The organism is Bacteroidota bacterium (assembly GCA_041658205.1).
GTDB lineage: Bacteria > Bacteroidota > Ignavibacteria > UBA10030 > UBA8401 > UBA8401.
Window position 1 is genome coordinate 769890 of the sequence record JBBAAO010000001.1, and the last position, 13639, is coordinate 783528.

At 41.3% G+C, this 13639-nt stretch carries 9 protein-coding genes; all 9 read left to right on the forward strand.

What is annotated here, in order from left to right; genetic code table 11:
- The first annotated feature begins 106 nt into the window (after nucleotides 1–106).
- The 9 genes from WDA22_03175 (at nucleotide 107) to WDA22_03215 (ending at nucleotide 13593) form a co-directional block, all read left to right on the forward strand.
- A complete protein-coding gene (locus tag WDA22_03175; GenBank protein ID MFA5832459.1) occupies nucleotides 107–2536 on the forward strand; it encodes an FG-GAP-like repeat-containing protein in 2430 nt (809 codons plus the stop codon).
- Nucleotides 2537–2567: 31 nt separating this feature from the next.
- The gene (locus WDA22_03180) at nucleotides 2568–3662 is read left to right on the forward strand and encodes a serine hydrolase (GenBank protein ID MFA5832460.1); all 1095 of its coding nucleotides are present in this window, start codon (nucleotides 2568–2570) and stop codon (nucleotides 3660–3662) included.
- A gap of 128 nt (nucleotides 3663–3790) precedes the next feature.
- Nucleotides 3791–5002, forward strand: coding sequence for a YCF48-related protein (locus WDA22_03185; protein ID MFA5832461.1), 1212 nt, complete (start codon nucleotides 3791–3793; stop codon nucleotides 5000–5002).
- A 63-nt stretch (nucleotides 5003–5065) separates the two neighbouring features.
- Nucleotides 5066–6682 carry a M28 family peptidase gene (locus WDA22_03190; GenBank protein ID MFA5832462.1) on the forward strand — a complete coding sequence of 539 codons (1617 nt, stop codon included), beginning with the start codon at nucleotides 5066–5068 and terminating at the stop codon, nucleotides 6680–6682.
- A gap of 446 nt (nucleotides 6683–7128) precedes the next feature.
- A complete protein-coding gene (locus tag WDA22_03195; GenBank protein ID MFA5832463.1) occupies nucleotides 7129–8193 on the forward strand; it encodes a histidine kinase in 1065 nt (354 codons plus the stop codon).
- Nucleotides 8190–8951 (forward strand): LytTR family DNA-binding domain-containing protein, encoded by a 762-nt coding sequence (locus tag WDA22_03200; protein ID MFA5832464.1) that lies wholly within the window; start codon nucleotides 8190–8192, stop codon nucleotides 8949–8951. Before WDA22_03195 ends, WDA22_03200 begins: the two co-directional genes overlap by 4 nt.
- Before the next feature lie 125 nt (nucleotides 8952–9076).
- On the forward strand, nucleotides 9077–11545 hold the full coding sequence (locus WDA22_03205) for a T9SS type A sorting domain-containing protein (GenBank protein ID MFA5832465.1): 2469 nt from the start codon (nucleotides 9077–9079) through the stop codon (nucleotides 11543–11545).
- 24 nt (nucleotides 11546–11569) lie between these two features.
- On the forward strand, nucleotides 11570–12409 hold the full coding sequence (locus WDA22_03210; protein MFA5832466.1) for a nuclear transport factor 2 family protein: 840 nt from the start codon (nucleotides 11570–11572) through the stop codon (nucleotides 12407–12409).
- Nucleotides 12410–12936: 527 nt separating this feature from the next.
- On the forward strand, nucleotides 12937–13593 hold the full coding sequence (locus WDA22_03215) for a family 16 glycoside hydrolase (GenBank protein ID MFA5832467.1): 657 nt from the start codon (nucleotides 12937–12939) through the stop codon (nucleotides 13591–13593).
- The last annotated feature ends 46 nt before the right edge of the window (nucleotides 13594–13639 follow it).

Here is a 13639-nt window from a genome sequence, read left to right on the forward strand (position 1 = left end):
TTATTCGATACATTTGAAATAGTCAATTTTCACCAAGCCTTCAGTTTTCCGTTTATGTAGGTTATCTCATCATTCATTTTTCATTTCATCATGTTGGAGATAATCTATGCTCATCAGAGCCGCATTTGTTGTCACTCTCTTGTCACTTCAGTTCTCATGTGCCATTGCTCAAAACTTCACGAAAATTACAGATTCAACAAATCCAATTGTTTCAGCTTCAGGTTCCGGTGCCGCTGGATATTCGGGAGCAAGCTGGATGGATTATGACAATGATGGCGATATTGATCTTTTTGCCTGCCCGGATCATCTCTATAAAAATAATGGAAATGGATCATTCACTGAAGTGTTGAATCACGGAATTGGCGCAGGGTTACCCCACGCACCTGCCACCGGTGTAACCTGGGCGGATATGGACAATGACGGTGACCTGGATTGTATGTATTCAGGGGCCGCTTCCGTGTTATATCGAAATAACGGTAAGGATTCCAATTTTTCTTTCACTTCGATCAAGCGTGGAGCTATTGCTTCTGTCAATAATCGTGGATGGGCAGGTGCCTGGGGAGATTTTGATAATGACGGCTTTGTGGACATGATCATTACTCATCCTCGCGGATTTGTCGGTACGCCGATCAGGAATCCTTTCTTCCGAAATCTTGGTGCTGGTGAATTTTCGAAAGTTGTCACCGGAGATGTTGTGAAGGATCTTGCTCCATACACCGTAGCAACATGGTATGATTATGATTTCGATGGAGACGAGGATCTCTTCATAGGAAGTGGTCCCGCAGGAACTCCGGCAAGGGATTATATTTTTAAGAATCTATTAAAAGAGAGCGGAAGCGCGATACTACAGCGCATCAATGATGGGATCCTGGGTACCGATCTTGTCGATGGCCAGGTGTGGAATTGGATCGATTATGATAATGACGGTGATCTTGATGCATATCTCACAAATTACACAGGAGTGTCGAACAACAATCTATACCGAAATGATAACGGAACTTTTGTCAAAACTATTGCCGCCGATGTAGGTCCGATTGTCTCTTCAAATAGAGGTTCGCTCTCAAATATTTGGATCGACTGCGACAATGACGGGGATCTTGATTGTTATGTCACGCGCGACAGTGCAAGAACATCACAGTATTTTTCCAACAATGGAAATGGAACGTTTATCAAAATTGATTCTCTGCCGATGGTAAAAAACGCAGTTCCTCACATTGCAGCTGTTGCGGGGGATTATGATGATGACGGTGACATGGATCTTTTTGTTGTGAGCGGAGGATCGAACAATGAACTATACCGAAATGATCAATCTGCATCGAATAATTGGTTGAAACTGAATGTTAAGGGCTTCCCTTTGAACAGATCTGCCATCGGTGCAAAAGTGAAGATGAAAGCAACCATCAATGGAAAATCGTACTGGCAGTTCCGGGAGATCACAGCGCAGAATAGTTTTAACGGTCACAACAGCATGATAGCTCATTTTGGACTAGGCAATGCAACGGTAGCTGATTCCGTAATTATTGAATGGCTCTCCGGATCAAAGAGCACCCTGGTCAATGTTCCGGCAAAACAGCTTCTGAACATCACTGAAAATGGAAAACAAAAATATTTGCGATCGGTTTTTTACGGCGATATCGAGGTCGATCAAGTTCCTTTTACGGTGAATTTTACGAATGTATCTTTCGGAGATTCATTATCAACGCCAACGTCGTGGAAATGGGATTTCAACAATGACGGGATCATCGATGCGACAACGAAAAATGCGTCATTTACTTACATTAAACCTGATACATATTCTGTAAAACTGATCATCTCGGACGGAATAACGAGCGATACGCTTGTCCGCCAAAAATACATTATTGCTAAGCCGCTGGTATCCGTCGTCAGCATCAACACGGTACAGCATCATTTTGGAACGATCGATGTGAATACCGAAAAGAGAGATACGACGATCACAATTTATAATTTGGGGAAGGGAACGGATTCCATTTTTGTTTCCCTGAAGTACGGCAGTTCCGGTCCGGGAACAGTGAAACCCGATTCGGCTCTGTCAATATCAACGAAAGGTTTCTTCCTTGCCGCCTATGATTCTCAAAAAATCACTTTTACAATCTTTCCGCGAAAAGTAACACGAACGAATTTGACCATTACATATACTCCTGTATTGATCATCACATCAAAGAACAACGATGGAAAGAAGGTATTTGAAAAGGATATGTATTTCAAATTATCGGGAACACTCATGGGAGTTGACGACTCAGAGTTGAAACCGCGTGCTTTTTCATTATCGCAAAATTATCCCAATCCGTTCAATCCCTCGACGATCATACAATTTCAAATCCCCGAAAAAAACATGGTGACAATGATCCTCTATGATGCGATTGGACGGGAAGCAAAGAGATTGATCAGTGAAGAACGGGACCAAGGAGAATACTCCTTTTCCTTGAATGGCGAGGGACTCTCAAGCGGGTTGTATTATTATACTCTTCGAACCGGTAGTTATTCCGAGACAAAAAAGTTGATGCTACTGAAATAGATGAAATGAGTAAAGATTACTATATTTGGCAATGAAGAAACTCATCCGTTTCATTGTATCCTGTTCTTTTATTTTCTTTCCCTCCTGCGAAGAGAATGCCATTGATCCTGTCATACCGATTGTCAATACACCGCAGTATCAATGGGAGAGTGCATCGTTGGTTTCTCAGAATATCGATTCGGTGAAGATCGATTCTGCTGTGTTACAATTTGGTGCAAATGAGAATATCTATTCCTTTATTCTCGCTCGTAATGGTTACTTGGTGAAGGAATATTATCGGTCTCAATTCTATTTTTACAATGAGTTTGAACTCCGCTCCGTGACAAAAAGTATTATCTCGGCACTCGTCGGTATCGCGTTACAGAAAGGAGTGATCGATAGTCTCGATCAACCGATGCTATCGTTCTTTCCTGAATATGATTCTCCGGAACTCGATCCGAGGAAGAAATTGATCACTGTCCGGCATTTGCTGACTATGCGAGCTGGTTTTGATTTCAGCGACAATAATCCTCCACCATATTTAGATTCTCCGACAGCTGACAGAGTAAAACTGATCATAGAACTTCCGTTGAAATACAATCCGGGTGAGCGATTCTATTATGGATCGGTACAGACACATTTGCTTTCGGCGATCATCACGAAACGGTCAGGAATGTCTACGCTGGAGTTTGCCAAGAAATATTTGTTCACTCCTGCAAAGATCAATGCCGGATATTGGAGTAAAGATCCGCAGGGAATATACTCAGGCGGTTCCGGTCTATTAATGTCACCAAGAAATATGGCGAGATTTGGGTTTCTCTATCTGCACAACGGAATGTTGGACAGCGTCCGAATATTACCCCAGAGCTGGATTGAACAAAGCACTCTTCCAAACAATGCTGCCAATGGTATATGGGGAGATTTATCAAATGTCAATTATGGTTTTTCATGGTGGACAAATTATGACAGTCACGATAGTCTCTATTTTGCTGCCGGATCAGGAGGTCAGTATATTATGATCGTTCCCTCAAAGAATGCTGTTATTGTTGCTACGGCAAATCCAAATGTACCGGCAGAAATTGCCGGGCAGCAGGAGGATGAGATTATGAATATTCTTGTTCGGTATGTTATTCCCTCCTTGCGATAAACGAAATGAATCGTCATTGCATGTATTTCGTAATCATTCTATCCCTCTCCAATGTATTTCATCACATTCAATTTTCAGATCGGTGATTATTTACCGTTATTGAGAACAATTCATCATAAAGGGGAAGTATGAAAACCGTCGTTGTCGTAAGTATTCTCTTTGTAACATCTCTTCATTCTCAATGGCTTCTGCAAACCAGTAATTCAGCTGAAGTGTTATTGGGTGTTTCATTCCCTGCAAACGATACCGGTTACATCGTCGGAACGAGCGGTCTAATTTTGGCAACAACAAATGGTGGTAGTTCATGGAATTCAAAACCAAGCGGCACCACAAAATTTTTGCGGGATGTCTATTTTTCGTCTGTTGAATCCGGTGTGGCAGTGGGTGAAAGCGGATTAATCATTCGAACCACAAACAAAGGAACATCATGGACTCCGGTTTCAAGTGGAACAACTGAACATTTGGTCCACGTCCATTTTGCTAACCGTTCAATCGGAATGGCATCGGGTCATATCGGCACAGTTTTAAAAACGACTGATGCAGGGAATTCGTGGAAGAACACCACTACGGGAGTAAATGTTGAGCTCACTGGAATCTATGTTATCAACGATACAACAGCATGTGCAATTGGGTTTTCCGGGACAATCATTCGAACGACAAATGGAGGTGCTACGTGGGTTCCGCAAACAAGTACTGTCATCAACGATCTTCGAAGCGTTTGGTTTACCAGCGCGAATACAGGTTATGTCGTCGGCATGGGAGGAAAAATTCTGAAGACAACCAATGGTGGATCAAATTGGAATGCACTCGTCAGCGGAAGTTCCAACAATCTTTATGCGATCACTTTTTCTAATGAACTCAATGGTGCAGCAGTGGGGAACGGTATCATTCTCCGCACAACCAATGCAGGTACAAGTTGGATACCACAGTCGGTCAGTTTTACGGGTGACTTGTACGGAGTAGATTTTACCGACAATGTGAATGGATGGTCAGTTGGACAACAGGGAAAAATATTTAATACAAATTCACCGGTGACAGGGTTTAACGATCTTTCAAACGACAATTCTATTACCTCATTTGCTCTTCATCAAAATTATCCTAATCCATTCAATCCAAGTACAACAATTTCCTATTACATTCCTTTTGCAAGTCGGGTAAAACTATTGTTGTTTGACGCTCTTGGGAGAGAGCTAGCTGTTTTGATAGATCAATTTCAAGATAAAGGGGCTTATCACACAACATTGTCATCAAATGAGTACTCGCTTTCGGGGGGAGTTTATTTCTATAAATTGATCGCAGGGACATTTACAGATGTCAAGAAAGTCCTTTTGGTAAAATAACCTGCTTGGATTACTCTTATTTTTCCTCTACATTCACGAGTCATTTATCATAGAGGAGCTGTAATGATTCGTCGAATGTTTGTTGTAACACTTCTTTTTTCATTTTCTCTTGGGTTTGCACAAAAATCTGTCAAAAAACCGATTGATGCAGGTAATGTTGATTACATAACCAAAGAGCAATTGCAGGACTACCTAAAATTTATTGCCTCCGATGAACTTGAAGGACGCGATACACCTTCCCGCGGATTGAATATTGCAGCAAAATTTATCGCAACACATTTATCCCGATGGGGATATAAACCTGCCGGAGATGGCGGAACATTTTTTCAGAAGATTGTATTGCACAAAACAAAAGTGAAATCTGCGGAGACGTACGCAGAGTTGAATGGTCAGAAGTACTCCTTTGGTCAGGATCTCATTTCTTCTGCCATTGCCGGAAATGTTTCTGCACCGATGATCTATGCAAAGAACGGTTACATACTTAAAGCAAAAGAGATCAATCCGTATGATGGGGTTGATGTGAAGGGTAAGATCATCGTTGTGATCGATGGATATCCAAAAGGAGTCACCAGAGGAGATTTTAAAGGAAAAGTTGGTGAAGGATATGATACACCATCGAATTATGCGAAAATGAAAGGGGCGCTTGGCATCATTTACATTCCTTCTACAAAAGCATTGGCGTCATGGGAGCGGGATAAGAATTACGTTACCGGAAAAGGGACTTTGACCGTCCCCGCGTTCAAAAAAATCGATGAACCTCAGGCAGTCCCCTCGATCACTGCTGATCCGAAATTAGTGGATGCCATCTTTGCCGGAGAAAAGACCGGTGTCCAATCCATGAACAATCGCGCATCAGCAGATTCAGTTTCATCGTTTGCCTTATCCTCAACGAAAAAAATGTCAATTAATGTCGGCGTCAATATCGATACGTTGTACACCCAAAATGTTGTTGCTGTCTTGGAAGGTTCTGATAAAAAATTGAAGGATGAATATGTGGCCTTCGGCGCGCATTACGATCACATCGGCATCCGATCCGAACCGATCAATGGTGATTCCATTAACAATGGAGCAGACGATGACGGCAGCGGAACAGTCGGACTAATTTCAATGGCTGAGGCGTTTGCGAAGGGTGGCAGAGCAAAACGGTCAATTCTTTTTGTTTGGCATATGGGAGAAGAAAAAGGATTATGGGGTTCTAAATATTTCGTTGAGAATCCGACCATCCCGTTGTCAAATATTGTCACGCAATTGAATATAGACATGATTGGCAGAAGTACTGTTGAGAACGATTCGACTGCCAATGATGAAGTCACAAAACCAAACGAAGTATTCTCGATCGGCTCATTTATGATGAGCACAGAACTTGGGAAACTGAATGAGAGTGTCAACGCTTCGTTGTACAATATGAAGCTGAATTATAAGTTTGACGATCCAAATGATCCAAACCGTCTGTTCTACAGAAGCGATCATTACAACTACGCAAAAAAGGGAATCCCGATCGTATTTTATTTTGACGGTATCCATGAAGACTATCATCGGGTCAGCGACGAAGTGGAAAAAATCGATTTCGAAAAATTGATGAAAGTAACGAAGACTGTCTATGCGCTCGGCTGGAAGATCGCCAATCTTCCTAAACGTCCTGTTGTGGACAAAGAGTTTTCACGCGATGTGATTGATTAGAAGCCAGTGTAAAAAATGTAGTCAATGCCATTCTGAGCAAGCCTTGATTGTTTTATACTAAGCGCAGCGAAGAATCTGATTATACTTTCAGATTTGCCGTCATATTCATATTTTGTGCGGCACTCCGTAGTGCGGAGCTTCGCATCGCCTCAATAAAAATCTGGAGCTCACTCAGATTAACAGTTGAAATAATTCAAAACATGATAGCCGTGATGGTTTTCTATAGAGACTGTAATCATCACGGTCTCAAGAATTTCTCCCGTTCGTCCCTTTCCAGCCGTGTTTTATCCCATATTCTATCCTTGAGTTACATTCTACTCTCTTTTTTCCTTACATTCGGTAGTTCGATAATGCCAATAAAACACGAAAGCACTAAAACGTACACCAAAAATTTCACGTAATTTTGTGTTTGAGTGTTTTTGTGGTTGATTTTTCCCGAATAAGCTTTGAAAATTAAATTTCTAAATATCATTATCTTTTGGTCTCTCCTTGCTGTTTTTATGACAGGAGTGATGACTTTAGTCCACCCGATCACAAATCGGCCAATCAGTATTTGGGCTGAATTTATATGGGAACTTGGATTTTCTGCCATATGGATTATTGGAACACCAATCACACTGTGGATTGCCAGAATATATTCACTGCAAAAGAACGACCATGTGAAGAATGGAGTGATCCTTTTTTCTGCAGGCTTAATGTTATCGACTCTTCAATGTATCATTCATGGCTTCATCATTTATTTTTTCCATCCCGATGTAAAGACGTTCGAAATAAATATCATTCTGACGTCACTCTTCTATAACATTGATAAAATGTTGATCGTCTATTCGGCACTGGTCATTATGCAGCATGCCATGGATTTCTATCAACGTTATCAGGAGAAAGAATTGACTGCTTCAAAACTCGAGACGCAGTTGTCACAAGCGCAAATGCTTGCGCTAAAAATGCAGTTACAGCCTCATTTTCTTTTTAATACATTAAACGCTATTGTAACGCTTGTCCATAAAGATCCCAATCTTGCAGAAGAAATGATCGTCCGATTGAGTGATTTTTTACGAATTACACTCGATGCGTCGGGACGGCAGATTGTTTCGTTGAAGGAGGAACTTGATTTTATTAAGGCGTATTTATTAATCGAAGAGATACGCTTTAGCGGGAGACTTTCATACAAGGATAACGTTCCGACTGAACTTCTAGACGCACAGATCCCAATGCTGTTGTTGCAGCCCCTCGTAGAAAATTCAATCAAACATGGTTTTTCGCAATTTGAACATGCAAATATTCTGAGCATTTCCGCTGAACAAAAAGATCAGTCGTTGATTATCACCGTCAGCGATGATGCTGTTCCATCAGAAAAGTTAGGGAATATTCAAGAGGGGATCGGTTTAACGAATTCACGACAGCGACTTCAAGCGCTTTATGGTGATCAGGCATCACTTGTCATAACGGCAAATAATAATCACGGGGTCACTGTTCGAGTTGTCATCCCTTATTCATTGTCTCAAGAATGAAAATACGAACACTCATAGTTGATGACGAACCGCTCGCCCGGGAACGGATTAACACACTATTGCATGATGAAAAAGATGTTCGCGTTGTTGCAGAATGCGGAAATGGAAAAGAAGCCTTTCGTGCGATAATGGAGCAAGAGATCGATCTTGTTTTTTTGGATATCCAAATGCCTGAACTTGATGGAGTTCGACTGTTGGAAAAACTTCCGGCGGAACGGATTCCGTTAATTATCTTTACCACGGCGTTCGATTCATTTGCAGTAAAAGCATTTGAATTAAATGCGATCGATTATCTCTTAAAACCGTTTACCAAAAAACGATTTCAGGAATCGTTATCACGGGTGAAACAGAACATGCTTTCCGATGATAAAGATCTTTATCTCTCACAAATGCTGACAACAATCCAATCTGTTGTTCAAAAACAACAATATGCTGATAAAGTGGTTGTGAAGAGTGAAGGGAAAGTGCGATTTATTCCAACACGCGAGATCCTCTGGTTGGAAAGCGATGCGAATTACCTAAAGATTCATACGTTAACGGATTCACACCTTCTTCGCGATACGATGACGAATTTTTCAAAAAAACTAGACCCCGCTGCTTTTCTTCGCCTGCATCGAACGGTGATTGTGAATACAGAATATATCAAAGAACTTAAGCCTTGGTTTAATGATGAGTATGTAGCAATTCTCCGGAACGGAACCCAGCTTCCAATCGGACGAACGTATAAAAAATCTGTAAACGAATTCTTTCATTTGTAGTCCCTGAAACTGCAGTTTATCCCGACCATTCGGTCATTTATCCCCAAACGGTAACTTTTTTCTTTTCTGTGGCGTAGATTGTTCCATTCAAAAAACTCACTACTACAATTTACAAGGATAAATATATGCGCAAATATCTTCTGTTAATGTTCATTGTTACAACTGTATTATCGGCAAATATTCGTAAGGTGCCGGCAGATTTTGCAACGATTCAATCTGGAATCAACGCATCTTCGAATGGTGATACAGTTGTCGTGTATCCTGGAACGTATTTTGAAAACGTAATTTTCCGTGGAAAAAAAATCGTTCTCACCAGCCGCTATTATGAATCGAAAGATGTCAGCTTTATTTCTTCCACCATCATCAATGGGAGCACACCGGCGCAACCTGATAGTGCCAGTTGTGTGTTGATCATCAACGGAGAAGATTCAACAACCGTGTTGCAGGGATTTACGCTCACTGGCGGGAAAGGGACAAAATGGCTGGACGAACATGGTGCAGGAGTTTATCGTGAAGGGGGCGGAGTTCTTACAGCGTTAACGTCTCCGGTTATTCGGAATAATTATATTTTTAATAATGAAGCGGTGAATTCGTCAGGAATACGGGGTGCGGGCGGTGGCGGAATTCGCTCCGGTGATGGTGCACCGAAGATTTATCAAAATGTGATCATGATGAATAGAGCAATGTATGGCGCCGGTATCGTGCTAAATTATTGCGACGGAGCAGTTGTAAAAAATAATATTATCTATAACAATAAGGTAGACAATTATTCTTCGGGTGCACCCACGTTTGGCGGAGGCGGTATCTGGATTAATGATGTTTTATCCGCACAAAGCCCGGCGAATGTAATTCAAAATAATACGTTCTTTATGAATTTTTCCGTTGATCGCGGCAGTTCTCCAGCAGGCGCGGGAGCGGCGATCCTGGCATGGAATGGTGCAAAAGTGATTATCAGGAATAATCTCATGTGGGAAAATCATTTTGCATCTCAGTTAGGACCTGTTGCCATCATTGCCAGCACAGCAACAATCGATTATAATAGCAGCATGAATGCAATTGGTGGAACAAATACGCTCATTGTAGAGCCAAAATTTGCAGACAGTAGTTTTTATTTATCAACTTCTTCTACTTTAATTGATGCCGGTGATCCAGCAACACAATATAATGATCTTGAAAATCTTTCTTCGCTGGGAAATGCGAAATTTCCTTCTCGAGGTGCTTTACGCAATGATCTTGGCGCGTATGGCGGACCAGGCGCAGTGCAATTTCCAGAATTTAACCGAACACTTCTATTTGTCCCCTCAACGACTTTTAGTTTTGATGTAGTTTTTCCCGGACAAATAAAAACAATCACCGCATATTATTGGAGCCATGGAACAATTCCTTTAAAGATCGACAGCATACGAATCCGTGGTGGCAACACTGCGGCAATATCCTATTCTCACGCTGCTCCCAAAACATACAAGTTGACTGAATATGATACGATAAAGATCACGTGGAGTCCTTCTGCCCCGTCAATATTAAACGATACTATATTCATTTATCACAATGATCTTACTCAAGCAAATCCGGCGAAGATTATACTTACGGGAAAATCATATACAATCACTGCTGCCCAAAATGGAGTGATGTACGCTTTCTCCGGTGCAACGGATGTTGCAAAAATGTATACCGTGGATTCTGCAAACGGAAGTGTTTCTGCGCAAGGCTCTACGGGATATCAGTCCGTCATAAGTGCGCGAATCAATCCTAAAACGAAAGAGATTATCGCGTTGGCAACCTCAACTGCTGGGACGAAACTTATCCGAGTCAGTTCGATTGGGGCAGATAATCTTCCGCTTTCAACCATCACAATCGCAAATCCGAAAGGGATGGCATTCAAATCGGATGGCACACTATTGATTGGTGCTTTCAATGGTTCAATTTATTCGGTGGATATCAATACCGGTACTGCAACGGTTGTGGCGACGACAGGTGGATTGAGGTTGTCAGGACTTGCGTATCATCCGTTGACAGGAATATTGTGGGCATCCGTCCGCCCAACATCCACCGGGAAAGATAATATTTATAAGATCAATTTAGCGAACGGAACAACAACTCTCGTCGGTTCGACCGGTTTCGGTATTTCGACGAAAGACATTACATTTGATCATAAGGGAAGATTGTTCGGAGTTATTGATACGACCGGATCGCAGAGTTATCTGGTTAGCATTGATACATCATCCGGAAAGGGAAAAGTGATCGGCGGAATGACCACAAAAGGAATTGAAGCGATAGATCTTCAATCATATTTTATCACAAAGGTGTCGCCGTCTGTTACGACAAGTCCTCTGGAATTTTCGTTGGACCAGAACTATCCAAATCCGTTTAATCCAAGCACAACTATTGGATTCACTGTGAAGACTTCTGGTTTCACTTCGATAACAGTTTTTGACATACTTGGGAAACAGATTGCTACGGTAGTCAATGAATATCTCACCGCTGGAAAGTATACTGTTAATTTTAACGCCGAAAAATTATCAAGTGGGTTATATTTTTATTCCATCAGATCCGGAAAATTCGTCACCACAAAGAAAATGATATTAATGAAATAGTAGAACATAACGAAGGGACTCCTTATGAAAAAAATATTTGCTCTTTTAATTTTTGCGTCACTATCATTTTCTCAACCAGATCCCGTGGCTGTGGATCTGGCCAATGCTGAACGTGCCTTTTCCACTGCTTCCGAAAAATATGGCATCAAGGAATCGTTTCTGCAATTTCTTTCGGATGATTGTGTCATGTTCAATCCGTATCCGGTAAATGGTAAAGATTTATACCGAAGTCGCCCGGAAAATTCGGCACTGCTTACCTGGTATCCGACGTTTGTTGAAGTATCTGCCTCGGGTGATTTCGGCATCTCAACCGGACCGTGGGAATATCGTAAATCAAAAAAGGATGAAAATGTTTCGTATGGACATTATTTTTCTGTTTGGAAAAAACAGTCGGATGGAACATGGAAAGTCACTGTCGACAACGGCATCAATTATCCTAAAGAAAAAAAGCAAAAGGAAAATGATGTTGTTACAAGATTAATACCGCACAAAATCAATAAAAATACTGGAGAAAATACTGGCACCGAATTATTAGATGCAGAGCACGCTTTTATTCAGTCAGTAAAGAAAAACGGAATTGTAAAATCGTATGAAAAATTTGCAGCTTCCAATATGCAGGTATTTCGTCAGGGGACTTTTCCAGTAAAACAAAAAGAGAACGGGATAAAATATATTAAGAATGCCAGTCACCAGACGGACTTTTCACCGATGGCAACACAAATTGCCGCATCGGGAGATTTGGGATACACGTATGGATTTTCGATTGATGCCAAGAAAGATTCAAGCGGCTACATTCGGGTTTGGAGAAAAGAAAAGGGATGGAAGATCGCGTTTGATCTTCTTGAGTCGTTTAAGCGAAATTAATTCCAATTGTAACTACTCAGCGTTTATAATTTTTTACCACTAAAACACGAAAACACCAAATATCACCAACCTTTTTTGGGCAATGGTTCAAATTCTTTTTGTGCACTTTCGTGTTTTCGTCCCTGCCCGACTCGTTGTTTGGCGGGATTGGGTGGCATGTTTTAAATATTTATGTACTTCTGCTGAGTAGTTGCTTTCAATTGTAGAGAAATATGAAAACTCACTTCTGTCCAAAATAAATTGGGCAAATATATTTTGATAACAAGTAGTAAACCCCCTTTGCTGTATTGTAGAGAGCGTAATAAAGTGCGTGGGTGCGAAATTTAGGAGGATTGAGCGAATGGGAAAGCGATGAATGACGGGACTTTTGATGGCGCGATTCGCACCATCAACGGGCAAGAGCGAACGGGATTCATCGCGCGCGTTAAATTTCGTAAGGAGTTCTTTTGCTTCTTTTCTTGCTCCGTCAAGAAAAGAAGAGAGTGAAGAATCTTGTTGTTTTTATCAATGTATTTTGGACAAGCCTGATGAAAACTCTAATAATGCTTTTTAAGGTGTTATTAATTATTACTCAAGCGAGAAGTCAAGATATTTCGTTGATTGCGAAGAATCTTGAAGGGATCGATGTGAAAATTGAAGAGGTGACCTACAAATCAAAAACGGCAATTCGTTTAACCGAATCTCCGGAGGCTGCTGAAAATCTTGCAATCGTAAAAGGTATCCAATTTACGGATGGTACAATAACCGCCGAACTTGCCGGCAGTCCGCTTCCGAGTGCAAATAATTCTGCGCGCGGATTCATCGGAGTGGCATTTCGTGTAAAGAAAGGGGATACGATTCGATATGACTGTTTCTATCTTCGTCCGACAAACGGAAGAGCTGATGATCAAATCCGAAGGAATCATTCAACACAATATATTGCCCATCCCGAATATCCATGGTTTCGGCTTCGGAAGGAATTTCCGAGCATGTACGAATCGTACGTTGATATTGTCGAGGGGGAGTGGACTAAGATAAAAATTGAAGTAAAAGGAAAACAGGCAAAACTCTATGTGAACGATGCCGAGCAGCCATCGCTGATTGTGAATTCTCTTCTTAATGCCGAATCAACAGGAGGAATAGCATTATGGGTTGGTCAAGGTACGGATGGATATTTTAGAAATCTGAAGGTGACAAAAAATTAATTACTCCGATCAACAAAAAAATCAAGAAGTACTTCACGAGTGGTGA

What these genes read in the sequence shown, in the direction of transcription:
- WDA22_03200 (MFA5832464.1), top strand. Translation starts at nt 8,190, where the DNA reads ATGAAAATACGAACACTCATAGTTGATGACGAACCGCTCGCCCGGGAA.
- WDA22_03210 (MFA5832466.1), top strand. Translation starts at nt 11,570, where the DNA reads ATGAAAAAAATATTTGCTCTTTTAATTTTTGCGTCACTATCATTTTCT.
- WDA22_03185 (MFA5832461.1), top strand. Translation starts at nt 3,791, where the DNA reads ATGAAAACCGTCGTTGTCGTAAGTATTCTCTTTGTAACATCTCTTCAT.
- WDA22_03190 (MFA5832462.1), top strand. Translation starts at nt 5,066, where the DNA reads ATGATTCGTCGAATGTTTGTTGTAACACTTCTTTTTTCATTTTCTCTT.
- WDA22_03205 (MFA5832465.1), top strand. Translation starts at nt 9,077, where the DNA reads ATGCGCAAATATCTTCTGTTAATGTTCATTGTTACAACTGTATTATCG.
- WDA22_03180 (MFA5832460.1), top strand. Translation starts at nt 2,568, where the DNA reads ATGAAGAAACTCATCCGTTTCATTGTATCCTGTTCTTTTATTTTCTTT.
- WDA22_03175 (MFA5832459.1), top strand. Translation starts at nt 107, where the DNA reads ATGCTCATCAGAGCCGCATTTGTTGTCACTCTCTTGTCACTTCAGTTC.
- WDA22_03215 (MFA5832467.1), top strand. Translation starts at nt 12,937, where the DNA reads ATGAAAACTCTAATAATGCTTTTTAAGGTGTTATTAATTATTACTCAA.